Annotated in this window: 26 protein-coding genes; all 26 read right to left on the bottom strand. The window is 42.7% G+C overall.

Going from position 1 to position 24,599, the window contains the following annotated elements; all coding sequences use genetic code 11:
- Positions 1–23 precede the first annotated feature (23 nt).
- The 26 genes from ACXAGK_RS12040 to rplN all read right to left on the bottom strand — a co-directional run bounded on the left by ACXAGK_RS12040 (position 24) and on the right by rplN (position 24,574).
- Positions 24–2,729 (bottom strand): glycosyltransferase, encoded by a 2,706-nt coding sequence (locus ACXAGK_RS12040; protein WP_474856433.1) that lies wholly within the window; start codon positions 2,727–2,729, stop codon positions 24–26.
- 216 nt (positions 2,730–2,945) lie between these two features.
- Positions 2,946–4,289 carry a hypothetical protein gene (locus ACXAGK_RS12045; protein WP_474856434.1) on the bottom strand — a complete coding sequence of 448 codons (1,344 nt, stop codon included), beginning with the start codon at positions 4,287–4,289 and terminating at the stop codon, positions 2,946–2,948.
- Between the two features lie 95 nt (positions 4,290–4,384).
- Positions 4,385–6,151 (bottom strand): sulfatase-like hydrolase/transferase, encoded by a 1,767-nt coding sequence (locus ACXAGK_RS12050; RefSeq protein WP_474856435.1) that lies wholly within the window; start codon positions 6,149–6,151, stop codon positions 4,385–4,387.
- Positions 6,152–6,261: 110 nt separating this feature from the next.
- Positions 6,262–7,575 carry a glycosyltransferase family 2 protein gene (locus ACXAGK_RS12055; protein WP_474856436.1) on the bottom strand — a complete coding sequence of 438 codons (1,314 nt, stop codon included), beginning with the start codon at positions 7,573–7,575 and terminating at the stop codon, positions 6,262–6,264.
- Between the two features lie 182 nt (positions 7,576–7,757).
- On the bottom strand, positions 7,758–8,723 hold the full coding sequence (locus ACXAGK_RS12060) for a hypothetical protein (protein WP_474856437.1): 966 nt from the start codon (positions 8,721–8,723) through the stop codon (positions 7,758–7,760).
- A 21-nt stretch (positions 8,724–8,744) separates the two neighbouring features.
- A complete protein-coding gene (locus tag ACXAGK_RS12065; RefSeq protein WP_474856438.1) occupies positions 8,745–11,027 on the bottom strand; it encodes a glycosyltransferase family 2 protein in 2,283 nt (760 codons plus the stop codon).
- A 210-nt stretch (positions 11,028–11,237) separates the two neighbouring features.
- On the bottom strand, positions 11,238–12,644 hold the full coding sequence (locus tag ACXAGK_RS12070; protein WP_474856439.1) for a mannose-1-phosphate guanylyltransferase/mannose-6-phosphate isomerase: 1,407 nt from the start codon (positions 12,642–12,644) through the stop codon (positions 11,238–11,240).
- Positions 12,645–12,822: 178 nt separating this feature from the next.
- A complete protein-coding gene (locus ACXAGK_RS12075) occupies positions 12,823–14,283 on the bottom strand; it encodes a phosphohexomutase domain-containing protein (RefSeq protein ID WP_474856440.1) in 1,461 nt (486 codons plus the stop codon).
- Between the two features lie 122 nt (positions 14,284–14,405).
- Positions 14,406–15,755 carry a flagellin N-terminal helical domain-containing protein gene (locus tag ACXAGK_RS12080; protein ID WP_474856441.1) on the bottom strand — a complete coding sequence of 450 codons (1,350 nt, stop codon included), beginning with the start codon at positions 15,753–15,755 and terminating at the stop codon, positions 14,406–14,408.
- A 279-nt stretch (positions 15,756–16,034) separates the two neighbouring features.
- Positions 16,035–16,436: a 50S ribosomal protein L17 gene (gene rplQ / locus ACXAGK_RS12085; protein WP_012519212.1), complete on the bottom strand. Its 402-nt coding sequence runs from the start codon at positions 16,434–16,436 to the stop codon at positions 16,035–16,037.
- Between the two features lie 41 nt (positions 16,437–16,477).
- Positions 16,478–17,467 (bottom strand): DNA-directed RNA polymerase subunit alpha, encoded by a 990-nt coding sequence (locus ACXAGK_RS12090; RefSeq protein ID WP_039217818.1) that lies wholly within the window; start codon positions 17,465–17,467, stop codon positions 16,478–16,480.
- A 19-nt stretch (positions 17,468–17,486) separates the two neighbouring features.
- Positions 17,487–18,107, bottom strand: a complete 621-nt coding sequence (gene rpsD / locus ACXAGK_RS12095; protein ID WP_012519214.1) for a 30S ribosomal protein S4 — start codon at positions 18,105–18,107, stop codon at positions 17,487–17,489.
- Positions 18,108–18,131: 24 nt separating this feature from the next.
- Positions 18,132–18,524, bottom strand: a complete 393-nt coding sequence (gene rpsK, locus ACXAGK_RS12100) for a 30S ribosomal protein S11 (protein ID WP_012519215.1) — start codon at positions 18,522–18,524, stop codon at positions 18,132–18,134.
- Positions 18,525–18,538: 14 nt separating this feature from the next.
- Positions 18,539–18,895, bottom strand: coding sequence for a 30S ribosomal protein S13 (gene rpsM / locus ACXAGK_RS12105; RefSeq protein WP_012519216.1), 357 nt, complete (start codon positions 18,893–18,895; stop codon positions 18,539–18,541).
- 175 nt (positions 18,896–19,070) lie between these two features.
- Positions 19,071–19,187 carry a 50S ribosomal protein L36 gene (gene rpmJ / locus ACXAGK_RS12110; RefSeq protein WP_012519217.1) on the bottom strand — a complete coding sequence of 39 codons (117 nt, stop codon included), beginning with the start codon at positions 19,185–19,187 and terminating at the stop codon, positions 19,071–19,073.
- A gap of 38 nt (positions 19,188–19,225) precedes the next feature.
- Positions 19,226–20,545 carry a preprotein translocase subunit SecY gene (gene secY, locus ACXAGK_RS12115; protein ID WP_012519218.1) on the bottom strand — a complete coding sequence of 440 codons (1,320 nt, stop codon included), beginning with the start codon at positions 20,543–20,545 and terminating at the stop codon, positions 19,226–19,228.
- A 5-nt stretch (positions 20,546–20,550) separates the two neighbouring features.
- A complete protein-coding gene (rplO, locus tag ACXAGK_RS12120; RefSeq protein WP_012519219.1) occupies positions 20,551–20,985 on the bottom strand; it encodes a 50S ribosomal protein L15 in 435 nt (144 codons plus the stop codon).
- Between the two features lie 3 nt (positions 20,986–20,988).
- A complete protein-coding gene (gene rpmD / locus ACXAGK_RS12125; protein ID WP_012519220.1) occupies positions 20,989–21,168 on the bottom strand; it encodes a 50S ribosomal protein L30 in 180 nt (59 codons plus the stop codon).
- A 6-nt stretch (positions 21,169–21,174) separates the two neighbouring features.
- Entirely contained in the window at positions 21,175–21,675 is a 501-nt protein-coding gene (rpsE, locus tag ACXAGK_RS12130; RefSeq protein WP_012519221.1) for a 30S ribosomal protein S5, read from the bottom strand.
- 9 nt (positions 21,676–21,684) lie between these two features.
- Positions 21,685–22,038, bottom strand: a complete 354-nt coding sequence (gene rplR, locus ACXAGK_RS12135; RefSeq protein WP_014950908.1) for a 50S ribosomal protein L18 — start codon at positions 22,036–22,038, stop codon at positions 21,685–21,687.
- 12 nt (positions 22,039–22,050) lie between these two features.
- Positions 22,051–22,584, bottom strand: a complete 534-nt coding sequence (gene rplF, locus ACXAGK_RS12140; RefSeq protein ID WP_334059908.1) for a 50S ribosomal protein L6 — start codon at positions 22,582–22,584, stop codon at positions 22,051–22,053.
- 13 nt (positions 22,585–22,597) lie between these two features.
- Entirely contained in the window at positions 22,598–22,990 is a 393-nt protein-coding gene (rpsH, locus tag ACXAGK_RS12145; protein WP_012519224.1) for a 30S ribosomal protein S8, read from the bottom strand.
- Between the two features lie 13 nt (positions 22,991–23,003).
- A complete protein-coding gene (rpsN, locus tag ACXAGK_RS12150) occupies positions 23,004–23,309 on the bottom strand; it encodes a 30S ribosomal protein S14 (protein ID WP_012519225.1) in 306 nt (101 codons plus the stop codon).
- Positions 23,310–23,321: 12 nt separating this feature from the next.
- Positions 23,322–23,861 (bottom strand): 50S ribosomal protein L5, encoded by a 540-nt coding sequence (rplE, locus tag ACXAGK_RS12155; protein WP_012519226.1) that lies wholly within the window; start codon positions 23,859–23,861, stop codon positions 23,322–23,324.
- Positions 23,862–23,878: 17 nt separating this feature from the next.
- A complete protein-coding gene (gene rplX / locus ACXAGK_RS12160; protein ID WP_014950912.1) occupies positions 23,879–24,193 on the bottom strand; it encodes a 50S ribosomal protein L24 in 315 nt (104 codons plus the stop codon).
- A 12-nt stretch (positions 24,194–24,205) separates the two neighbouring features.
- Entirely contained in the window at positions 24,206–24,574 is a 369-nt protein-coding gene (gene rplN, locus ACXAGK_RS12165) for a 50S ribosomal protein L14 (RefSeq protein ID WP_012519228.1), read from the bottom strand.
- Positions 24,575–24,599: the final 25 nt, after the last annotated feature.

The raw sequence follows: 24,599 nt of genomic DNA on the forward strand, positions 1-24,599 counted from the left end.
TATAAATTTTTCTTCAACCCGCGCTAAACTGACGTGAATATGCCTACGGACTCAAATATCTTTTTAAATCTTGACACCCCACTAACAAACGAGTAATTCTCCTGTGCGAGAAGTTTGCTGTTTTCGCTAAAACGTTTCCACAGCTCCTCATCATCGTACAGTTTAATAATTGCTTGGATCCATGCTTCTGAATCGTTTGCGATAAGAGTATTTATACCATTCGTTAAGCCAGTTCCTTCCGCTGCAACATCCGTTAGAACCGTTGGCGTAGCATAGGCTAGTGCGTCTAACACTTTACCTTTTATTCCTGCCCCTGAGAGAAGCGGAGCAATGAAGATACGGTGGTCGTTGTATACGTTATCTAAAGTCTCGGCGAAACCAACTATATCAACATTCTCACAAGCAAATTTTTCAAATTCTTTTGGCATTTTGCTGCCATATACAGTAAACGTAATGTCAGGTCTAACCGCCTTTAGCTTAGGCATCACCTGTTCAACCATAAACTCTACAGCTTCAACATTTGGCTTGTGACCATAACCACCTAAAAAAGCAATTCCACTTCTATCTGAGAAATCTTTGCCTGAAGGCTTGGGGTCGACTACCCATGGGGTTATGTGCATGTTGCATGTTTTGGCTAAATGGCTCGAGATTACCGCTTGTTCGGTAGTGTTATAAGTTAAGATAGCATCAACCTCTTCACACACAGCCAATTCTTCATCACGAGTTAATAATGCTTCATCCATTGCCTCTTCATCGTTTTTAAGAAGAGCTGCTCTCATTTCTCTTAAGAAGTGAAGGTCGGCATTATTAAATAAAATAGGTTTGTCCTCCGCCTTTATACGTTCTATGTAATTCTTCGCCACTTCATAACGCGTAATGTAGACCGCATCCATTTCTTCTAATCTACGGTCTAGAACATCGTCCAATGAATAGTAAAAAGGAACGTAGAGCACCTCTACTCCCATATTCTGTAGTTTTTTGGTATGAAGTCCCATAATCGCAAGGTTTTGAGGCACAAAAGTAACCTTGAAACCAAGCGCCAGCATTATTTCAATTTCTTTTAATGCTGCATGACTTCCAGCATCCACGCCTTCCATTGGTGTTGCATAATCAATTACTAGAACTCTTTGTTCAATATTTCGGTCTTTTTCTAAATGTAAGTTTGATAAAGAAGGTTTTGTTCCGTGTTTGTAGGAGTTGAACCAAGCTCTGCGAAAAGTCGCTTCGTTAACTTTTTGATATTGCTTTAAACCTTTCGACACATCTGTACCATGTGACTGGCCTTCGAAGTGAATTACTTCAGAGTGCGGAACGTAAAGCACTTTGTATCCAGCTTCTCTCACTTTGAATGACAGATCAGTATCTTCATAGTAGCAAGGCGCATATTCTTCGCTAAATCGACCTACTTTTTCCCAAACATCACGAGAAATGCATAGTGCAGCTCCGGTAACGTAATCAACTTGTCGAACATAGTTCCATGAACAATCGTAGGAATTAGCATTTCTTCCAGCGTTCCAAGGTTCACCGTTAGACCAGACAATTCCTCCAGCTTCTTGGAGAGTACCGTCAAGGTTTAATAATTTTGAGCCCGTCATCCCTACGTTCGCATCAGCTTCGTGCTGGCTGATAAGTTCGTCTAACCACAAGCTTTTTACTTCGGTATCGTTGTTTAGGAATACAATATAATCGCCGGATGCAATCTCTGTAGCTTTGTTACAACTTCTAAGAAAACGTAAATTCTCGGTGTTTCTAGAAACTTTGAGGTTAGTTATGATTTCTTCAGCTCGGCTGGTTTCATCTGTAGAACAGTCATCAGCCAGAATGACTTCATAAGGCGTTTTGTTGAAGGCTAGTAATATTGAAGCAATGCAGTGATAAGTAAGTGAAAACTTATTATATGCTGGAACAATAATTGACACTTTAGGGTTTTCAAAGCTAGGCAAGGTTAGATTAGGAAAGTTTTTTCGCCCTTCATAGCCTTCCACTAACACACTGTGCGCCGTGCTTAAGCTCTCATTATCTATTGTTCTTTCTTTATCGCGCAACTGAAGCGTTAATGATTCGTATCTTGAGTCTGCGCTTGGTGGCTTGCTGATATAATGAGGAATACTTCTGCTATGATTCAAGTATTCCCATGGGGTGAGCACGGGGTCGCCCTGAATTTCTAGCTTGCCACAGAAGGCTGGCTCTCCATATATGAAAGCCACAACGGTATGCTTTACATTATCTAAAAACTTTGCGGGAACGTATATATAGCCATAACTTACACTCTTAGAACCATCGCATTCATAGTGAGCGACAACCTCATTTCCAACTCGGAAAGAGAGAGTGAATACTCCTCCCGATTCATGTTTATTCCTTACAATGAAAGATAACTTGTTGCCGACAAGACTTTCAAGCGAAACAGCCGCCCTACCAAGGATATTTGACACTTTGAATTTAGAGGTAGCTATTTTTTTATCACTGGCTTTATCTTTAATTACAATCGCACTTTCTTTTCGCAAAAGTTCATTATTAAGGACTAGACTAAAACCGTGCACACCTTTATTAATATTATTGACACTTAAGTCTTCTCGGAATTCATTGGCAACTCCAGTTCCGAGTAACTGACCAGCTTCATCGCATGCCACGATCTCTAGTGGGTGTTCATCACCTAAGTCCGCAGCCCAACCTCTTAAGATTCCACCTTCAAAACTATCTATGTGGCCCGCCAAATTTTTATTTGTCATCGTATTCCTTACAAATTATTTGTTCTGTACTGCAAGAGGTGCTGCGTAATAGAAAAACGGAGCTATTTATTATATAGCCAAGCACGAAAACACAATAGTGTATTCATATGTACTGTTTTCTTCAATAAATAACGTGAAACCGCACTTACAGTGGCTCTCGCTAATCTAAACTGAATATCAAAATAGCGAAATCAATTTGATTTACTGCTACTGACTCTACGGGTTAAGCTTTTTCGTAATTTTTGCTTTAAGTTTTTTAATTACAGGTCCATGAGGACGCTCTTTCAGCGCAGCGTTTACAAGACTCTCAGCCTCTGCATATTCGCCTCTACGATACATTAGGTCTGCAATATCGCGCAGGAACTCTGCTTTCTCGTAGTTTGGCATCCTCTCAATTTGCCCTTGGGAGAACCACTCTGAACTTTTTCCTTCAAATTCTAAATTAAAAAATTCAGCTAGTTTAAATATCTCAAAATGAACTGACCTTTCACTTAGTTTAATCGCGATCATCTTTTTTAACTCATCAAAGAGTTCTGGCTCTCTTTCTGACATCTTTTTAAGCAGCTGAAATATTTGGATATTCAATTGCATTGCGCTCAGAGGTGACGATTTACCTGTCTCTGATTTTGACAGGCTACGCACCTTGGAAAGTACAGCCTCAACTTGATATTTGAAATTTGATTCTGTTGTTTGTTCCAAACGATAGTACAAATCCTTTGGAACACGAGTTTCTATGTCATGCTGTTCAACATCCGTATCAGCTATACTCTGCAAGTAAATATCGACCTTGTCGTTAATATCTTCAAATTCATCTGTTAACACGAAATTCAACATCCGTTTTAGCTCTAATGCGCTTAAGGGATAACTTCGATTAACAAACTTATTTTCTATAATGAAATTTTTTTCGACATGTCTATGGTCAAGTCCTAGCGATATTAGAAATAGTTTTTGAATTGGTAACGTCTTTAAAGTAGCTTCGCAGTAGCTTATTAGTGCTATCTTATTGTGGCCATACTTTTCCAACCACTTAGCATGGGCTTCACTAGTTAGGAAACCGTTTGGTTTCTCTAATTGCGCTTTGCAGTAACTGGCTATATCCGTCGTTAAGAAATGCCTCTTTACTAACTGATTGTAATTCGAATATAAAGCCTCTAAAGGGGCTCGGTAGAATGCGACAAGTTTGAACTTTAAGTCACCGAGTAAAACCGTCAGCTTATCTGGAGAATAGAAAATCGACTCAGCAGAAAGTAGAAGTACGCAATTATTGTCTTTTGCCTCTTTGACATAATCATTCAGAATGGTGGTAGCGTCATCTAGCCTATTTTCGATTAAAGCCTGCCCTAATACAGAGTGGCCACCGGATATACCATTTTTATCCAAACCATGTTCAGGGTAGTAAAAGCCATGCTCTTTAAGCATTTCTTTGTTATACAGACAAAACTTTTGGATAGCGGTCGAGCCAGTTTTTGGAGCGCCAATGTGAAAAATAACATCTTCATTCGTTACAGAGGAGAATCTCGGTAACTCAATATTTGACTTGCGTTTGAAAATCGACTTCATGTTTTTAGGTACGATTTGAAACCTCGGCAGTATATTAAACCTTGATTAATACGTTTAGTAAGTGTATCAGTTTTGGGTTTCCTACACACGCCCCCTCAATGCGCTAAATAAAACGACAACCATTCACGCTCTTGAGAGTTAAGGCTGTTTTGCTGAGGCTGCCTAAACATCTCCGCATTCCAAGCCTCGTACATGCTTTTAAGCTCTTCTGCTTTTTCTGGCATTTCTGAAATTAGGTTATTGGCGTTTGACTCTTCTGAAGACATATCAAATAAGAACTCATACTCCGCGCCCATTTTAAGGTACTTATAGTTACCAAGACGCACTGCAGACTGATTCCAAAAGCGCCAAAAAAGCGGGCGACTCATAAGAGCACTGCTGTCAAAACCTTGAGTTGGAAAAATATCAACACCGTCGAGTTCTGATAAAACAGTTTCAGGCGCACCTGCACGTTTAATAGCAGAGTACAGTACATCTAGGCTGATGACCGGCTCTTCAACAACGGTATTGCTTTGCAGTTTGTCAGGCCAATGAACGATAAAAGGCACTTTTATCCCCCCATCAGTTAACATACCTTTTTCACCGAGTAAGGGAGTATTCAGTGAGCCATTCCAAGCCTCTTTTTCTGTTATGGGAGCATCAAGAAAGTCGAGCCCTATTGGAGCACCATTGTCACTGATAAAAGCGATAATAGTGTTTTCCAGTATTCCATGTTCTTCAAGCTTAGATACTATGCTGCCCACGCCTGCATCTACTGCGTACATCATTGCCAATGCGTATCTACGCCTATTAGATGACTGTTCAGGGAACAGTGATAAGTAATCTTCCGTTGCCTCTAAAGGCACATGCGGGGCGTAGTGAGCCACATGAAGATAAAACGGTTCATCGTGATTTATGTCTATAAATTGTGTTGCTGCATCTGAAACAACATCTAACCTGTAGTCAGAGTTACTTATCCAACCCAGCTGGGTTTGATTGCCCTGAAGATCATAGTTAGCCCAATAACGGTTTGCATAACCGAAATAATTGTATTTATAACCATTGGATGATGGGTAATATCGCTCCTTTAGCGATGAAGGTAACCTTCCTGGGTTAAACTCACTTATGGGTGTATTTGGAAAGTTTTCTTTGAACCATGGCTTTGAGTTTTGATCTATTTCTAGGTGCCACTTGCCAACCATTCCTGTTATATAACCAAGGTCAGAATAACGGTCTCCCATGGTAACCACATTTTCAGGTATTGGTGTATACTTATTGTCATCTACCCCAAAACGTTGCTGGTACACTCCCGTAACCATTCCTGCTCGCGACGGCGTGCATTGTGGTGCTGTTATGTAGCCATTGGTGAATAGCACACCATTAGCCGCTAGCTTGTCTATATTAGGCGTGTTGATGTCGTTAACAATGTTATGGGCACCGACGTCAGCATAACCTTGATCGTCGGTGAAAATAACAATTAGATTTGGCTTAGAAGGAAGTATTAAAGACTGCGCGCTGACATTAAATTTCGTTCCGGCTTCATTTACTAAGTTCGCTGTAATAGTAAATGATGTGCGTTTACGTACTTGGGGAGCGATGAAGCTATACGTACCACCGCTGGTATTCACTATATTTAGCGAAGTTTCCAATGATGTACTCCACGACTCTATCGTAACCTTTTGCGAATTGCCGTCATTAGAGTCGTTTAGAGTTAATGAAACTGTGTCATCAGAAGTAATTTCTTGTGACAGCGTTATTGAATAAGAGCGACTTAATTGCTCCTCTTCAGACACCGTTGGTGGGGACGATTGAGAGTCGCCGCCACATGAAACTACACATAATAAAACTAAAAAAAACAAGCCACGCAACTTTTCAGCATCCATACTTTTATTCCAAAATCGGCGAATTACACCTCACCAGTATTCTTGTATTATTGTTTGGCGAATTATCTAGCGTCAACAATAAAAATAGTAGTTACGAATAATTCGCTGTTTTATTGATCTTTAATAGATGCTATTTCTTCAAGAAACTCATTTTCTTCATCAGTGTTTACCCAAGGTTCACGCTTGTGAGTATCTTTACTTATTTTTTTCTTCAGCGCTCTGTTTTTTTCTAACTGCTCGGGATTTTTGAAAGTTGGTGCGTCATCAGAATTTAAGCCAGTGTTGATTGCAGGATACACCCAGTGTTTTTCCGTGCTGCCGTTGTACCCCTGCCGGATGAACCTCTCAGTCCACTCGACATGTCCGGCACCATAGCCACTAAACCTTGGATCCAAGTACCCTATATTATCCATTGCATCCTTGCTACAAGCTGTACATTGCCCTGTTACCAACCTGCAAAGATACGGTAAGGTACTCGATCCAGTACCAGAAACCACTGCATCTTCTTTTTTGATTATTCGCTTATGCGCATAATTAATGTGACCCCATAAAAGCGCAGCGATCACCCACTCTTTTTGCCAGTTTTCTTGATTTGGCCGACAGTCGTCCTCTAGCAAAATTAAAACATCAACTTTTTTGACTTCGTTGAGATAATACAAAGCTCTGTTTTTGTTTCGAACAACGCCTTTATTTGGGCAATTAGTATGAGGTACGTTATTTTGTTCACACCATTCTAATGTATCGTCTTTACTGCCGTCGTCAGCAACAACAAGTTGATAATCACCTGTTGTGAAGGCTTTGATGGCTTCGACAGTTTTTGCTAAATGGTCTTTTCTATTGTATGTGATAACTCCAATACCCACATTTAAAGTAGCTATGTATTCGTCTGTTATTGATTCAAACAATTCAGATATAACCGGCCCGTCTGGACGAAGCATTTTAGCTCTTGCGATTAACCAAAAGCTTGTACTCTTATTAACAGTTCTAAAAAGTATCGCTAAGTCTCTAAAAATCTCAGGGGCCAAATTTTCATGCATAATGAATTCATTAACTGGAAAATCTGCGTGATTCAATATTAATGTAACTAGTGAAGTGACATCTGTATATGATGCACAATGAGAAACTAGTGCTTTTGCTGTATCTAAGGACACTCTTACTTTAATGTGGTTTTCAAGATCAATGCTTTTTATGCCAAGGAGCCTAGTGAGTTCTTTATTACCTTTTTTTATTTCTTGCTTGATAAAGGCTAGTTCAGAGCCCTTTAGGGGGGAGACATCTTCTTTAACGAGGCTTCGAATACTTATACCCATACCAGCCTTTTTGTTATTGGTCTCTTTACTTTCGAATTTAAAGTAAGGCTTCGCCCGTTGTTTTCGTTTGCCGGCTTCTTTTAGGAGGCCTAATTTTTTCAAAAAGTTTTTCATTTCAAAGTAACTTTCATAACTGGTCGTAGCTAACCTATGTGCTTTAAAATTGGACTATCGAAGCTTGTTTAGATAAAAACTCTATGTTGCTTCCCTTCTAGCAGTCTATAAGCCTGATTAGTACAAAGGGAGACCATCAAATCACTCTTATAGACTCGCATAACAACACGTTTAGATTAAAGTTATCCAACCGTACCTTCAAACAGAACGACTTGAGCTTTCTGTTCAATTACTTTAACACTCTGCCCCGTTCTAAAACTGCTCGGGTATCTATACGCCTTCCCAATGAAACCACTCCGGTGAATATTCCGCTCCGCCGCAACAGGCCTATAGTCCGCGATTCTAATCTCATCTACAATGTCACCGTCTAGGAGTACATCAGCTGTAAGTGCTTCTTCATCCTCATAACAACATGCCCAGATGTTGAAAAGCTTCCCATTGTCTTTCGGTGCTATATGAAGCTCTCCGTAACGTACAATAGGCAACTCTTTTTTAAGGAGGCTTTGGTGCAAATCAAACCTCCTTAAGGCGTACTCGTACAGCTTAAAGTCCTGTGCATTCTCTTGTTTAATTAATGAGAGCTCATCTTCACTCAATATGTATTCACTTGAAGATTTGGAAGCGTTTTTGTTTATATCGAGTTCTTTAATGTCAGTGTCATAGTAAAAGTTGAAAATTTCTAATGACTCGCGATAGCGTTCGGTAATTCCGATAAAGCCAATTGCATCGTTCCAAATACCACTTAACGCCTTTGATTGCATGTTTGCAAATCGGCTCTCCTTGATAAAGCTTTCAAAACTTCCTTTATAACCGTGCAGTCTTGAAAAGTGTTCGTAGTGAGAGCGAACTTGTTGAGCTGGATTACGAACAAAAGTAACAACACTTTTAGTATTAAAAAACGGGGCGTATTTGGGATAGATGACATGCCCGGATAAAAACTTAGCGTTTCGCTTAAAGCTTTGCGCAGCTAAGTACCTATCTTTTAGTTCATACTCGTATTTTAGGATATCAGGATGAGTCTCTTGATTACCTTGGCCATAATCATAATAAGTAGCATCAGAGCCAAAATACTGCTCTGCAGCTACTCGGAAACTAGATCCAGCAGTTTTGGGGATATGGATAAAAAATAATGGAAAATTGTTTTTCATAATACTTCTAAAATTCAGTTACTATTTAAGCGAAAAGTTTTCATGTGTATTGGACAAATTAGGGTTATAAGCTGTGTCATTGCACAGTAGTTTTTTCCACTTATCCTTCATATACTCACTTTCTTTATTAAATCGCGCCACCTTCTCTGGCGTATCTTCTTCACCGCGGCTTATCGACTCGTGATGGTAAAGTTCAGCCCACGGGGTAAATAGGTTTCTGTAGCCTGCAGTATGTACCTTCAAGCAAAAATCTACATCATTAAAAGCTACTGTTAAATCTTGTTCGTTTAACCCGCCTACTTCCTCAAATACAGACTTTCGGACTAATAAGCATGCAGCTGTAACGGCAGACATATTTTGAACAAGATGCAAGCGCGTAAAGTAACCCGGTTCGCTCTTATGGAAATATTTATGAGAGTGACCGGCAACTCCCCCAATTCCCAGAATGACACCAGCGTGTTGGATAGTATCATTAGGATAATAGAGCTTCGCCCCTACACAGCCAATTTCTGGTCTTAGGGCATGCGATACCATTTCTGACAACCAGTCTTCGTTTATAACCTCGATATCGTTGTTAACTAGCCCAACTACTTCGCCTTCGGCCTGGGAGACTGCAAAGTTGTTAATTGCGGAATAGTTGAACGGTTTGTCCCACTTCAAGACTCTGAAATTAGTTTTGGTACTAGTGTACTCACTGAAGAGGCCCAAAGTTTTGGCACAGGTAGTTTGGTTATCTACAACAATAATTTCGAAGTTCTTGTATGACGTCTTGTCGTAAATAGACTCTAAACACTGCTTTAAAATGTCATAACCATCTCTTGTCGGAATGACTAAGCTAACCAACGGTTGCTCATCTGGCAACGCCCAATTAACTTTATACGTATTTGGATAATTGCCTTTATCAACTCTAGCATTTTGGCCCGAATTTTCGAGGAAATGTCTTATGGCTTCAATGCCAGCATCTGTCGTGTACGACTTAGCGGAAGCATTCGAGGCTGTCGAGTTCTCAATAACACGCCAGTGATAAAGAATGAAAGGTAGATGAACAACTTCATCATGCTTAAGGCCAGCGGTCGCTCGTAAAAGTAAATCGTGGTCTTGCGAACCTTCAACACCTACTCTAAAGCCACCTATCTTTTTGAGCACACTTGTTTTGTACACTACGGGGTGACATATGTAGTTTTGGCTTAGAAGTAAATCTTGGTTCCAATCAGGTTTAAAGTGCGGCTGATGGCGATTGCCCTGCTCGTCTATTTTATCTTCGTCGCCATAAAGGACTTTCGCGTTTGCGTTATCTGTTATAGCTTTCGCAAAGAAGGATAACGAGTGCTCGGGTAACGTATCGTCATGGTCAAGCAGTAGAACGTAGTCGCTGGTTACCATGCTTAAAGCGGCGTTACTTGATTTGGAGATATGCCCGTTTTCACTTAGCAGATTCAACTTTATGTTGGCGTGCTTTTGTGCGTACGACTTCAATGTGCTGATAGTCTCAGCGTTGGTCGACGCATCATCGGCAATACATAGCTCCCAATTTTTGTGAGTTTGCTGCAGAACAGAATCGATACACTCTTTTAAATAAATAGGGTCAGTATTGTAAGTAGGAAGGATAATGGAAAATTTCACCTCAGATTGCGCTTGAGTGAAAGTTTGCTTCATTTTCTCTAATGCACGCGGCTCGTCGAACTCAACCCAAAACGGATAGCTTTTTTCCATCACTCCTGTGGTAAAGGTTTTATTGTATTCTTCGTATACTGTCTCTATTAACGTTCCACCGTTAAGCTTACGTTTTGTATCAAGGTATTCTTCTACATCATCGACATGGCTGAGCAGCTTATATAATCGCTGTTTCATGTGTCGCATCGCAATGAAAGATGGCACTTTCGAAATCATGAACGTGTTCAGAGTAAACTCAGTTTCTGCTTCACAAGGATCAAAGCGAAGCATGCTATTGTTACTTTCAAGATAGAAAAGGCGGTTTACAAATTTGGTGCTGTGCCATGGTACGTCAACAGTGGTTAGCTCGCCTTTTTGTAAATTGGAATACAACTTTCCCACGTGCGACTGATGGTTTTTTTCAGTTATTTTTACGCGAAGAAGATACCATCCTTTCGCAAAGCTTCGTGAAGGTATGCGGCGAGCAGGATGAATAATAAACTGTGGATCATCACCGGTTGACAACCAGCTAGAACCATTACTTTCGGTCGTGGTTTCATTCAACTGGTGGTGAGGGACAATGATTAACTTTTTGGCTAGCCGATACGCTAATCGTTTTAGATTAGATGGCTTTAGTACTTTTGATAACAAAATGCGTAAACACCCTATTCCTATGCAATGCTAAACTGCTTTCCTTAATATTGCATGGTTCAGCTACTGAGCATGCAAACCAGCTATTACAGCTAATAATAACCTATTTCAAATAGTGGCAACACAGGATATTCGTCATTTTGTCTTCTTGAGAGTGTCCCTGATAAGAAAAAAGCACCTTTCGGTGCTTTTTAAAAATGTCATTATTAATTATTTGGCAACACGCCCATATCTATCAGAGAAGCGAACTATATCGTCTTCACCAAGATATGCACCTGACTGCACTTCAATAAGCTCTAGGGGGATCTTTCCTGGGTTTTCAAGTGCATGAACCGCACCGATAGGAATGTAAACAGACTCGTTTTCGGTAACTAGCTGTGTTTCTTCATCAATAGTTACGTTTGCACTGCCAGATACTACAATCCAATGCTCAGCGCGATGATGATGCATTTGAACAGATAGTTTTTCACCTGGCTTAACCGTAATGCGTTTTACTTGGAAACGGGCGCCGCTATCGATAGAGTCGTAGCTACCCCATGGGCGGAATACTTCACGGTGGAATTCAAACTCTGGGCGATGCTCTGCTTTAAGCTTGTTTACTACCGTTTTAATGCTTTGTGCATCGTCTTTGTGGGCCACCATAACGGCATCTTTTGTTTCTACTACAATAACGTCTTCTAGCCCGATTACAGAAACCAAGCGCTGCTCAGCATTTACGTAACTGTTTTTAGTATTTTCTAGGATAGTATCGCCTACAGTAACATTACCGTTTTCGTCTTTTTCTGCAGTTTCCCATAGTGACGACCAACTCCCCACATCGCTCCAACCTGCGTCTAATGGAACCATAGCTGCGCTATCGGTTTTTTCCATTACCGCGTAATCGATTGAATCGTCTGGGCAAGTCGCAAAAATGTCGTGGTCAACACGGATGAAATCTAGATCTGGTGTTTCTGTGTCGATAGCACGCTTACACACGTCTAGCATTTCAGGGTTATATTTCTCTAGCTCTTCCAAATAACGGCTTGCTTTAAACATAAACATGCCGCTATTCCAGTAATAACTACCCGAATCTACATACTCTTTTGCAGTTTCCAAAGCAGGCTTTTCTACAAACTGTGCTACTTCAAAACCATCGCCCGCTTGCTCACCAGCTTTGATATAACCATACCCAGTATGCGGCTGGTCAGGAACAATACCGAAAGTAACAAGTTTGCCCTGCTCTGCCAGCTTTTCGGCTTTAGCAATAGCAGTTTGAAATGCTTGGTTATCTTTAATAAGATGGTCAGCGGCCAACACTAGAAGAACAGGGTCTTCGCCATTAATTGTGGCGTGTAGTGCAGCTAATGCAATTGCCGGTGCCGTATTACGACCAACAGGCTCTAGAAGAATGCCACCATGCTGAATATCTTTTTGTCGAAGCTGCTCAGCTACTAGGAAGCGGTGTGCATCATTACAAATAAAGATTGGATTTTGAGCTGGTGTACCTTTTAAGCGTGTGATCGTGTCTTGCAGCATAGTGCTATCGGACGTAAGAGACAAAAACTGCTTTGGAAGCGCTGCACGAGACTTTGGCCACAAGCGACTACCTGAGCCGCCAGCTAATACTACTGGTTTCATTTGTAATATCCTTGATGTGTGGGTGCGTGGCCCACGTCCTGTTATTTATATATTCAGTGTTTAGTATACAAAGGTTTGTGTTGCGATTAAATGGCAAAAACTAGGTAGAAATAAAAATAGGGCGAAGTTCAGCACTTATGCCCTATCTTTATCGTAAAATTTAGCGTTCGGCGTTTACTTATTCAGCGCGTATAAGAGCTAACACCTCTTTAGTTTTTTCTTCCATTAGGGAAATATTGCCCTTACTTTCTACATTAAGACGAATTACCGGCTCAGTATTCGATTTACGTAAATTAAAGCGCCAATCGTCAAACTCTAAACCTAGACCATCGGTAGTATCGACAACGTCAGCTAAGGGTTGATACTTTTTTGTCACTCGGTCTAGCGCTGCGTCAGCATCTTTCAATTTACTGTTTATCTCGCCTGAAGAAGGAAAAGCTTTTATACGCTCTTTCACCATGCTGGCTAGAGTTTGCTGTTTTACGCACACAAGTTCTGCAATTAACAACCAAGGGATCATGCCTGAATCGCAGTAGGCGAAGTCGCGAAAGTAATGATGCGCACTCATTTCACCGCCATATACTGCATCTTCTTTACGCATTCTTTCTTTAATAAATGCATGGCCAGTTTTTGACTTAATTGGCGTGCCGCCTGCGTTCACTACTATGTCTTCGGTATTCCAATACACTCTTGGGTCATAAATTATTTTGCTGTCGGTATTTTTCTCAATAAAAGCCTCAGCAAGAAGGCCAACTATGTAGTATCCCTCAATAAATTCGCCGTCTGCATCGAATAAAAAACAACGGTCGAAATCGCCATCCCAGGCTATACCAAAATCGGCACCTGAGGCTTTGACTGCATTGGCTGTGTCGGCACGGTTTTCGGGTAAAAGAGGGTTAGGAATACCGTTTGGGAAAGTGCCGTCTGCGTTGTGGTGAACTTTAACAAATTCGACAGGCACGTTTTGTTTGTGCATCTCGAGCTCAATGGCATCGAGTGCTGGACCAGCCGCACCATTACCAGCGTTAACTACAATTTTAAGGGGGGTAAAGTTATAAAGTTCAACGTACGACAGCATGTGGGCAACATAATCTTTCAAACATGATTGTTTGAGGTATTGGTCAGTTTCTTCTAGCTTCTCTAGCTGCACATGCGCTTGACCGTTGAAAAAAGCATCTGCATCGATAAGCCCGCCCGAAGTATAATGAGAAAGACGTCCTAAAACGAACTCATCGCTTAACGCTTCTGCGCGTACTTTTATTGCGTTTAAGCCTGTATCGCCGCTTATTGGAACAGAACCAGCTTTCACGAGCTTCATACCATTGTAGTTTATCGGATTATGACTTGCGGTAACTTCTATACCACCGTCGAGACCAAGATGTTTGGTAGCAAAATATATTTCTTCTGTGCCAGCCATCCCAATATCAGTCACTTTAGCACCGGCATCGATCAGACCTGCACTTAGTGCTAGCTTTAAGGGGGTAGAGGTTAAACGAACGTCACTGCCAACCACTACCGTTTTTGCACTCAATTCTGCAGCGAATGCATAGCCAATTCTGTATGCCACTTCTTCAGTAAGCTGTGTATTTAGTTCACCTCGAATGTCATAGGCCTTAAAGCAGGTAATCTGGCTTCCCATCTCTCGTATTTTCCTTGGTTTTTGATTGTGGATAAATTTACAAAGCTTTTAAAGCGTTTTACGTCGAAAAGCATAGGTTGATATTACTATAAATCGCTATTGAAATGATAAAACACGCACTTCTAATTATCACCTATAGATCCCAACAACCCCAAAACCTGCTCATCACTGGACTGAGCCTGGGCCCGAACAGAAATGCTCGCTTGTTCAACTATTTGCGCCTTTGTGGATTTAGCAGTTTCTTCAGCAAAATCAGTATCGAGGATTTGAGAACGGGCCGCCATTAGGCCTTCGTGCATTCGGTCATTTATTTTGAGCGCTGACTCCATTTGATTCATTTTTGCGCCATAGAAAGCGCGACTCTCGCTAACATACTCCAATGCTTCATCAATTTGCTGTAACGCCACTTCTGCATTTTCAAAGGAAAGCACATCGCTTTCAACCATGTCTAGGTCAGATAAACCCACTGGCGTTTTAGTTAAGTTTATAAAATCTGTGCCATCGCTAAGCGAGTTAGTAGCAGTGATATCCACAGGGCCCGCTTCAAAGCTGTTTCCACCGCTCCCTGCAGCACCCAACGTATCCCAATCTACTGTGGCATCAAATACACCTCGCCCCACTACTGCAATAATGAGCGGCTCGCTAGTGTTATCAATGGTTAAACTTTCTGTTGTTACGCCTGGGTGTTGGTCACCTGAAAAGGTGAATGTTGTTCCGTTAATCGTACCAGAACCATTTGTAATCAATGAACTTCCATCGTAGCTTGCTGTTGGTGCATACCCTTCTTCAGGTAAGAATAAAAAACGTTTGATGTCGCTTGTTGAGTTTACGTTATTGGTACCCCACACATTATCAGACAGTGGGGTGCCAACTAGGTGCCTACCACTTGTTGTGAATACCTGCAGATCATCGTCTGCTGAAAAGCTATCAATATCTATAGATATATTTGTTGAACCAGCGGGAATATACGCTATCGAGCGTAAGCCACTGCTCAATCTCGTTGTATTTCCCTTTACGAAGGTATCGCCTATTGAAGGTACGTTATCAGATAATAAGTCGTTATCACCAAGCAAAGGCAATCGGTTAAATGCTTCGGTATTGTAGGCAATGCCATTGAGTGCGTTTTTTAACTGTTGGAATTCTCTATCTAGTGCGCGCCTATCTGAATCAGTATTAATGCCATTTTGTGACTGCATGGCTAATTGCCGCATACGCTGCAATATATCGGCAGATTCTTGCAGCCCGCCTTCCGCTATTTGTGCATAGCTAATGCCGTCGTTTAAGTTACGGCGAAGTTGATTTTTTGCAATTGACTCTGACGTGAGTCTATTTGATATCTGTAAACCTGCACTGTCATCTGCAGCACTATTTATTCTAAGCCCCGAACTCAGCCGTTCATATGCAGTAGACAGTGTTTTACTGAACACAGGATTTGATGATAGCGACTGTGTAAATGATGAAACGGTTAACATAAACTTCCTTGCAATGAAAAACAAAAGTAACCAAGTGCCAAAAGCCTAGCGTAGAACGGCGCTTTCAATGCATGGACTAAATACTTACCTATTTGTTAGCAAGCAACAAGCCAAAGTGATTATTAAGGTATGACAAAATACTTCGTAAGCTTGATGAGCAATTGTGAGATAAAAAACAATAATGGGGTCAGAGTTGCAACTCTGACCCCATTATTCTTTAGGTACAAAAAAAAGGGGCCTGAGTTTTCACTCAGGCCCCTTTTTCTAATCGAGTAATAATTACTCTTCAGTTGCTTCTACTGCTTCTTCTTCAGCTTCTACAACTGGACGGTCAACTAGCTCAACATATGCCATTGGGGCATTGTCGCCAGCACGGAAACCGCATTTAAGAATGCGAGTGTAACCGCCTGGGCGAGCTTCGTAACGAGGACCAAGCTCGTTGAATAGTTTACCTACAACCTCTTTGTCACCAGTGCGGGCAAAAGCTAGACGGCGGTTTGCAACGCTGTCTTCTTTAGCCATAGTGATTAGAGGCTCGATTACGCGACGTAATTCTTTCGCTTTTGGTAACGTAGTTTTGATCACTTCGTGCTTGACCAAAGAACCGGCCATGTTTTTGAACATAGCTTGACGATGGCTGCTGTTGCGATTCAACTGACGACCACTCTTACGATGGCGCATAGTTTTATCCTTCTCTACAAATCAGTTTGATAAAAACCTGATTAATCTTTTTCAGCGATGCTCTCTGGCGGCCAGTTTTCTAGGCGCATACCTAGAGAAAGACCACGAGATGCTAGAACATCTTTGATTTCAGTTAGCGATTTCTTACCAAGGTTTGGCGTTTTAAGTAGCTCAACCTCAGTGCGCTGTACCAGGTCACCAATGTACTGGATAGCTTCTGCTTTCAAACAGTTTGCAGAACGTACTGTTAGCTCTAGGTCATCTACTGGGCGAAGCAGAATCGGATCGAATTCTGGCTTCTCTTCTTTCGCTTCTGGCTCAGATACATCACGTAGGTCTACGAATGCATCTAGCTGTTCAGCTAGGATAGTAGCAGAACGGCGGATCGCTTCTTCAGGATCCAAAGTACCGTTCGTCTCCATGTCGATGATTAGTTTGTCTAGGTCTGTGCGTTGTTCAACACGTGCAGACTCTACACTGTAAGCAATACGTTCAACTGGGCTGTATGAAGCGTCAACTAACAAACGACCAATTGGACGATCATCTTCTTCAGAGGAGCGACGGGTAGAAGCTGGTACATAACCACGGCCCATTTCTACTTTAATGCGCATGCTGATTTCAGCTTCGCCAGTTAAAGTACAAATAACATGCTCAGGGTTTGCAATTTCTACGTCGCCATCATGCTGAATATCACCAGCAACAACAGGGCCAGCGCCAGATTTCACTAGAGTTAGGGTTGCCTCAGTTTTACCTTCAAGGCGAACCGCTAAACCTTTAAGGTTTAGCAAAATCTCAATTACGTCTTCCTGAACACCTTCTTTGGTGCTGTACTCGTGAAGAACGCCGTCAATTTCTACCTCGGTAACTGCACATCCTGGCATAGATGACAGTAAAATACGACGTAGGGCGTTACCTAGAGTGTGGCCAAAGCCGCGCTCTAGTGGTTCCAAAGTTACTTTGGCACGAGTAGGAGAAACGTTTTCGATCTCAACTAATCTCGGTTTTAGGAATTCAGTCACAGAACCCACAATGCTTCCTCTTTAGTTAGCTTTACTTAGAGTAAAGTTCGACGATCAACTGTTCGTTAATTTCCGCAGACAGGTCAGTTCTTTCAGGAACGCGCTTGAAAGTGCCTTCCATTTTGCTGCTGTCTACTTCAATCCAGGTTGGCTTCTCACGTTGGTCAGCCAGTTCCAAAGCAGCTACGATACGCGCTTGCTTTTTAGCCTTTTCACGAACAGAAACCACGTCTTCGGCAGAAACGTTAAACGATGGGATGTTCACAACTTGACCATTTACCATGATCGCCTTGTGGCTAACTAGCTGACGTGCTTCAGCACGAGTGCTAGCGAAACCCATACGGTAAACTACGTTATCAAGACGCTGTTCTAAAAGCTGTAGCAAGTTTTCACCTGTGTTGCCTTTTAGACGTGCAGCTTCTTTATAGTAGTTGCGGAATTGTTTTTCCAGAACGCCGTACATACGACGAACTTTTTGTTTTTCACGCAGCTGAACACCGTAGTCAGACAGACGGCCACGACGGGCACCGTGCTGACCAGGCGCTGTATCGATTTTACATTTAGAATCGATTGCGCGAACGCCGCTTTTTAGGAACAGGTCAGTTCCTTCGCGACGGCTAAGTTTGAGTTTAGGACCCAAATATCTTGCCATGATCTTTCTCCAACTGTCCGTCGATTAAACGCGACGTTTTTTCGGTGGACGACAACCGTTGTGAGGAATAGGGGTCACATCGGTAATGTTTGTGATCTTATAACCTGTAGCGTTAAGAGCACGGATCGCAGACTCACGGCCTGGACCTGGACCTTTAACGAATACTTCAAGGTTCTTAAGACCGTATTCTTGTGCAGCAACACCTGCACGCTCAGCAGCTACCTGTGCAGCAAATGGGGTAGATTTACGTGAACCACGGAAACCAGAACCACCAGATGTCGCCCATGCTAGTGCATTGCCTGAACGGTCTGTAATAGTCACAATTGTGTTGTTGAAAGACGCATGGATATGAGCCATTCCGTCTGCAACCTGACGTTTAGCGCGCTTACGCGTGCTACGAGCTGGTGCTTTAGCCATAACTTACTCCCCGTTTACTTCTTAATTGGCTTACGAGGACCTTTACGGGTACGCGCATTAGTTTTAGTGCGCTGACCACGTAGAGGCAAGCTACGACGGTGGCGAATACCACGGAAGCAACCCAGGTCCATCAAACGTTTGATGCTCATAGAGACTTCACGGCGTAGATCACCTTCAACGGTGAATTTAGCCACTTCGTCACGAAGCTTATCAATAGTAGCTTCGTCTAGCTCTTTGATTTTTGTATTTTCTGCAACACCAGCACCCGCACAAATGCTTTTCGCACGTGTGGGACCAACGCCATAGATCGCTTGGATAGCGATTACAGCATGCTTGTGCTCAGGAATGTTAATGCCAGCGATACGGGCCATTAACAGCACTCCTCTTGTTTATTTGTCGACGACCTAAAAAGCCCGATAGGATACTTACCCGTCGACTAAATTGCAAATTAAGGTTCAAAATACTTTTAAACAAAACTAGCAGAACCTGACAAGTATAATTCAGGTTCTGCTCACTTAGTCTTGCAAATATTCTGTTCCGCTTTGATTAGCCTTGACGCTGCTTATGCTTTGGGTCAGAACTGCAAATTACACGCACAACACCGTTGCGCTTGATAACTTTACAGTTACGGCAAATCTTTTTTACTGATGCACGAACTTTCATTACATCTTTCCCCTTTCTATCAATATTAAGGGGCTAACTTATCGGCCGTAGCCTTTAAGGTTAGCTTTCTTCAGCACAGACTCATATTGACTAGACATCAAATGTGTCTGTACTTGTGCCATAAAGTCCATGATAACCACTACAATAATTAGAAGCGACGTACCACCGAAGTAGAACGGAACATTCCAAGCGATTAGCATGAATTCAGGCACTAAACAAATAAAGGTTATGTACAGTGCGCCAGCCAGTGTAAGGCGAGTCATTACCTTGTCAATGTATCGTGACGTTTGCTCACCCGGGCGGATGCCTGGGATGAACGCGCCAGACTTCTTCAAGTTATCTGCTGTATCACGCGGGTTAAATACCAACGCCGTGTAGAAGAAGCAGAAGAAGATAATCGCAGCTGCGTATAACATCACGTACAGCGGTTGACCAGGAGATAGCATAAGCGCTACATCTTGCAACCACGCTGTTGATTCATTCTGTCCGAACCATCCTGCGATGGTACCCGGGAACAGAATAATGCTAGAAGCAAAGATTGGTGGAATTACACCAGCAATGTTGACTTTTAGCGGTAAATGGGTGCTTTGCGCAGCAAAAACCTGACGGCCTTGCTGACGTTTTGCATAGTTTACCACAATTCTGCGCTGTCCGCGCTCTACAAATACAACTAGATATGTAAGAGCAATAACAATTGCGCCAATCAACAGTAGGAACAACAAGTTAATGTCGCCCTGCCTTGCTTGTTCCGCAGTCTGACCTATCGCTGTTGGCAGACCGGCAACAATACCAGCAAAAATCAATATAGAGATACCGTTACCAATACCTCGTTCGGTAATTTGCTCACCTAACCACATAAGGAACATAGTTCCTGTGACTAGACTCACCACTGCCGTAAAGTAGAATCCGAAGCCAGGGTTTATCACCAATCCATTAATCAGGTTAGGCAAACCAGTCGAAATTCCAATAGATTGGAAGATAGCCAATACAAGCGTTAGATAACGCGTGTACTGACTAATTTTACGACGGCCTGCTTCGCCTTCTTTTTTAAGCTCCACCATCGGTGGGTGAACCACCGAGAGCAACTGCATGATAATGGATGCAGTAATGTATGGCATAATGCCCAAAGCCAGAACGGATGCACGCTCAAGCGCACCACCAGAGAACATGTTAAACATTTCTACAATGGTGCCTTTTTGTTGCTCGAACAAGTCAGCAAGTACCGCTGGATCGATGCCAGGGATAGGAACATAAGAACCTAGTCTGAATACAACAATCGCACCAAGTACGAACAACAATCTTGCCTTAAGCTCACTCAAGCCGCTTTTAGCGCCTGAATCCAATCCTGGTTTAGCCATCTAGCTTATTCCTCTACTTTACCGCCAGCAGCTTCAATCGCTTCTTTAGCGCCTTTAGTAACCTTTAACCCGCTTACTGTAACAGCGCGTGAAACTTCACCGCTCTTAACAACTTTAACGAACTGGATTTCTTTCTTAACAAGTCCAGCTGCTTTTAAAGTCTCAAGAGACGCAGTATCACCATCAACCTTCGCGATTTCAGCAAGAGTTACTTGATCAGTAACAAAGCTCTTGCGTGAAGTGAAACCGAACTTAGGAAGACGACGCTGGATAGGCATCTGACCACCTTCGAATCCTGGCTTAACACGGCCACCTGAACGGCTTTTTTGACCTTTGTGACCTACGCCACCTGTTTTACCAAGACCTGAGCCGATACCACGACCAGAACGCTTACCAGTAGGCTTTGAACCTTCGGCTGGAGAAATTGTATTTAAACGCATGTCTTACTCCTCCACTATCTCAACCATGTAATGTACACGGTTGATCATGCCACGAACGGCTGGGGTATCTTCCAGTTCACGAACATGGTTGATTTTACGAAGGCCTAAACCTTTAAGCGTAGCTTTGTGCTTTGGCAGACGGCCAATTGCACTTTTAGTTTGCTTTACTTTAATCGTTGCCATGTCTGATTACCCCAAAATTTCTTCTACAGACAATCCACGCTTCGCAGCAACTTTCGCCGGGCTATTCATTTCTGTTAGCGCGTTGATTGTTGCACGTACAACGTTGATTGGGTTTGTAGAGCCGTAACATTTTGAAAGTACGTTTTGTACACCAGCTACTTCAAGTACTGCACGCATCGCACCACCGGCAATAATACCGGTACCTTCAGATGCTGGCTGCATGTAAACTTTAGAGCCAGAGTGACGACCTTTAATCGGGTGCTGTAACGTGTGACCGTTAAGGTCTACGTCAACCATGTTGCGACGTGCCTTTTCCATTGCTTTTTGGATTGCAGCAGGTACTTCACGTGCCTTACCGTAACCAAAACCAACGCGACCGTTACCGTCACCCACTACTGTCAATGCAGTGAAACTAAAGATACGACCACCTTTAACCACTTTAGAAACGCGGTTTACAGCGATCAATTTCTCTAGAAATTCACCATTTTGAACGTCTTGTTTAGCCATTATAAACTCCTAGAACTGAAGACCAGCTTCGCGAGCTGCATCAGCTAATGCTTTAACGCGACCGTGGTATTGGAAACCACTACGATCGAAAGCCACTGTTTTAATGCCTTTCTCAAGCGCGCGCTCTGCGATTGCTTTACCGACTACCGTCGCTGCTTCAGCGTTACCTGTAGACTTAAGATCTTTCGCAAGATCTTTCTCAACAGTTGAAGCCGCTGCCAACACTTCAGAACCGCAAGGAGCGATTAACTGAGCGTAGATGTGGCGAGGTGTACGGTTAACTACCAAGCGATGCGCGGCCAGTTCACGAATTTTTGCTCGTGCGCGAGTAGCGCGACGAATGCGAGCTGTTTTCTTATCCATCGTATCACCCACCTACTTTTTCTTAGCTTCTTTACGACGTACGTGTTCGTCAGCGTAACGTACACCTTTACCTTTGTAAGGCTCTGGTGGACGGTAACCACGAATGTTCGCCGCAACCTGACCAACCACCTGCTTATCGGCGCCTTTAACGACGATTTCAGTTTGGCTAGGAGTTTCAACCGTAATGCCTTCAGGCATTTCGTATACTACAGGGTGAGAGAAACCTAGTGTAAGGTTTAGCTTGGCACCTTGTGCTTGTGCACGGTAACCAACACCTAACAATGTAAGTTTTTTCTCGAAACCTTCTGAAACACCTTGAACCATTGCGTTTAGGATAGAGCGAGCAGTACCTGCTTGTGCCCAGCTGTCAGCGAAACCTTCACGTGGAAGTGCTTTAAGTTGGTTCTCTTCCTGTGCAACTTCTACAGCGTCGTTGAAAACGCGGGTCAAAGTGCCTTTACTACCTTTAACAGTAACTTCTTGACCAGAGATAGAAACTTCTACACCTGATACAACGTCTACTGGGGCTTTTGCTATACGTGACATTTCAACTCCTCCGTTATGCTACATAACCGATGATCTCACCGCCCATGCCAGCGTTACGCGCTGCACGGTCAGTCATCACACCTTTAGAAGTCGACACGATAGCTACGCCTAAACCACCCATAACCTTTGGAAGCTCATCTTTTTTCTTATAGATGCGCAGACCAGGACGGCTTACACGTTCGATAGTGTCAATTACTTGCTTGCCTTCGAAGTACTTAAGCGTAACTTCTAAAACAGGCTTAACGTCACCAGAAGCAGCGAAGTCAGTGATATAACCTTCAGCTTTCAATACTTCACAGATTGCAACGCGAAGTTTTGAAGAAGGCATAGTCACAGAAACTTTCTGTGCCATCTGGCCGTTACGGATGCGGGTAAACATATCCGCGATAGGATCTTGCATGCTCATTATCAGCTACTCCTTACCAGCTGGCTTTCTTAAGGCCAGGGACTTCACCGCGCATCGCTGCTTCGCGAAGCTTAATACGGCTAAGACCGAATTTGCGTAGGTAACCATGTGGACGACCAGTTACACGGCAACGGTTACGTTGACGTGAAGAACTAGAGTCACGTGGCAGTTGTTGTAGCTTCAGAACAGCGTCCCAACGCTCTTCTTCAGAAACGTTAACATCGCTGATAATCGCTTTAAGTGCGGCGCGCTTCTCAGCATACTTAGCTACTAGCTTAGTACGCTTAGCTTCGCGTGCCTTCATTGATTCTTTTGCCATAACCCTACACCCCTACTTTTTGAATGGGAAGTTAAACGCGTCCAGCAGAGCACGTGCTTCGTCATTAGTATTCGCACTGGTAGTGATAGTAATATCCATACCGCGAACCTTATCCACTTTATCGAAATCGATTTCAGGGAAAATGATTTGCTCACGCACGCCCATGCTGTAGTTACCACGTCCGTCGAATGATTTAGGATTCAAACCACGGAAATCGCGAACACGTGGAATAGCGATTGAAATCAAACGCTCTAGGAATTCCCACATACGCTCGCCGCGTAGGGTTACTTTACAGCCAATCGGATAACCTTCACGGATTTTAAAACCCGCTACTGATTTTCTAGCAACTGTAACAACAGGCTTCTGACCGGCGATAGCCGTCATGTCAGCTTGAGCATTCTCAAGTACCTTTTTGTCAGCAACTGCTTCACCTAAACCCATGTTTAGAGTGATTTTTTCAATCCGAGGGACTTGCATGACGCTTTTGTATCCGAACTGCTTAGCAAGTTCAGCTACTACTGTTTCTTTATAGAAATCATGCAGTTTCGCCATCGTACTCTCCAATATAATTAAACAAGTTCGCCGTTAGACTTGAAGAAACGTACTTTCTTCTCATCTTCGAAACGGAAACCAACGCGATCTGCTTTGCCCGTTGCCGGGTTAACAATCGCAACATTAGAAACGTGAATAGAAGCTTCTTTCTCAACGATGCCACCAGCTACGCCCAGTTGTGGGTTTGGCTTAGTGTGCTTCTTGACAAGATTAACGCCTTCTACAATTACACGGTTATCAGCAATAAGCACTTTAAGGACTTTGCCTTGTTTGCCTTTGTCTTTACCCGCTAATACGACTACTTCATCATCACGACGAATTTTATTAGCCATTATCGTGACTCCTTATAGTACCTCTGGGGCCAATGAGATGATTTTCATGAAGTTTTCACTTCTCAACTCACGGGTAACCGGGCCAAAGATACGCGTACCAATTGGTTGCTTGTTAGCATTAAGCATAACAGCCGCGTTACCGTCAAAACGAATGGTAGAACCATCTGCACGACGAACGCCTTTTCTAGTACGCACCACCACTGCATTCAGTACGTCACCTTTTTTAACTTTACCGCGAGGAATTGCTTCCTTAACAGTAACTTTGATGATGTCACCGATACCTGCATAACGGCGATGCGAGCCACCAAGAACCTTAATACACTGAACCCTGCGAGCGCCGCTGTTGTCTGCAACGTCCAGGTTAGTTTGCATTTGGATCATGTTAGTGCTCCGCTCTTAAATTAAG

Source organism: Alteromonas sp. ABM1_013 (assembly GCF_056160505.1).

Coding starts and splice junctions, on each gene's coding strand:
- ACXAGK_RS12040 (WP_474856433.1), bottom strand. CDS start 2,729: ATGACAAATAAAAATTTGGCGGGCCACATAGATAGTTTTGAAGGTGGA.
- ACXAGK_RS12045 (WP_474856434.1), bottom strand. CDS start 4,289: ATGAAGTCGATTTTCAAACGCAAGTCAAATATTGAGTTACCGAGATTC.
- ACXAGK_RS12050 (WP_474856435.1), bottom strand. CDS start 6,151: ATGGATGCTGAAAAGTTGCGTGGCTTGTTTTTTTTAGTTTTATTATGT.
- ACXAGK_RS12055 (WP_474856436.1), bottom strand. CDS start 7,575: ATGAAAAACTTTTTGAAAAAATTAGGCCTCCTAAAAGAAGCCGGCAAA.
- ACXAGK_RS12060 (WP_474856437.1), bottom strand. CDS start 8,723: ATGAAAAACAATTTTCCATTATTTTTTATCCATATCCCCAAAACTGCT.
- ACXAGK_RS12070 (WP_474856439.1), bottom strand. CDS start 12,644: ATGAAACCAGTAGTATTAGCTGGCGGCTCAGGTAGTCGCTTGTGGCCA.
- ACXAGK_RS12075 (WP_474856440.1), bottom strand. CDS start 14,283: ATGGGAAGCCAGATTACCTGCTTTAAGGCCTATGACATTCGAGGTGAA.
- ACXAGK_RS12080 (WP_474856441.1), bottom strand. CDS start 15,755: ATGTTAACCGTTTCATCATTTACACAGTCGCTATCATCAAATCCTGTG.
- rplQ (WP_012519212.1), bottom strand. CDS start 16,436: ATGCGCCATCGTAAGAGTGGTCGTCAGTTGAATCGCAACAGCAGCCAT.
- rpsD (WP_012519214.1), bottom strand. CDS start 18,107: ATGGCAAGATATTTGGGTCCTAAACTCAAACTTAGCCGTCGCGAAGGA.
- rpsK (WP_012519215.1), bottom strand. CDS start 18,524: ATGGCTAAAGCACCAGCTCGTAGCACGCGTAAGCGCGCTAAACGTCAG.
- rpsM (WP_012519216.1), bottom strand. CDS start 18,895: ATGGCCCGTATCGCTGGCATTAACATTCCTGAGCACAAGCATGCTGTA.
- rpmJ (WP_012519217.1), bottom strand. CDS start 19,187: ATGAAAGTTCGTGCATCAGTAAAAAAGATTTGCCGTAACTGTAAAGTT.
- secY (WP_012519218.1), bottom strand. CDS start 20,545: ATGGCTAAACCAGGATTGGATTCAGGCGCTAAAAGCGGCTTGAGTGAG.
- rplO (WP_012519219.1), bottom strand. CDS start 20,985: ATGCGTTTAAATACAATTTCTCCAGCCGAAGGTTCAAAGCCTACTGGT.
- rpmD (WP_012519220.1), bottom strand. CDS start 21,168: ATGGCAACGATTAAAGTAAAGCAAACTAAAAGTGCAATTGGCCGTCTG.
- rpsE (WP_012519221.1), bottom strand. CDS start 21,675: ATGGCTAAACAAGACGTTCAAAATGGTGAATTTCTAGAGAAATTGATC.
- rplR (WP_014950908.1), bottom strand. CDS start 22,038: ATGGATAAGAAAACAGCTCGCATTCGTCGCGCTACTCGCGCACGAGCA.
- rplF (WP_334059908.1), bottom strand. CDS start 22,584: ATGTCACGTATAGCAAAAGCCCCAGTAGACGTTGTATCAGGTGTAGAA.
- rpsH (WP_012519224.1), bottom strand. CDS start 22,990: ATGAGCATGCAAGATCCTATCGCGGATATGTTTACCCGCATCCGTAAC.
- rpsN (WP_012519225.1), bottom strand. CDS start 23,309: ATGGCAAAAGAATCAATGAAGGCACGCGAAGCTAAGCGTACTAAGCTA.
- rplE (WP_012519226.1), bottom strand. CDS start 23,861: ATGGCGAAACTGCATGATTTCTATAAAGAAACAGTAGTAGCTGAACTT.
- rplX (WP_014950912.1), bottom strand. CDS start 24,193: ATGGCTAATAAAATTCGTCGTGATGATGAAGTAGTCGTATTAGCGGGT.
- rplN (WP_012519228.1), bottom strand. CDS start 24,574: ATGATCCAAATGCAAACTAACCTGGACGTTGCAGACAACAGCGGCGCT.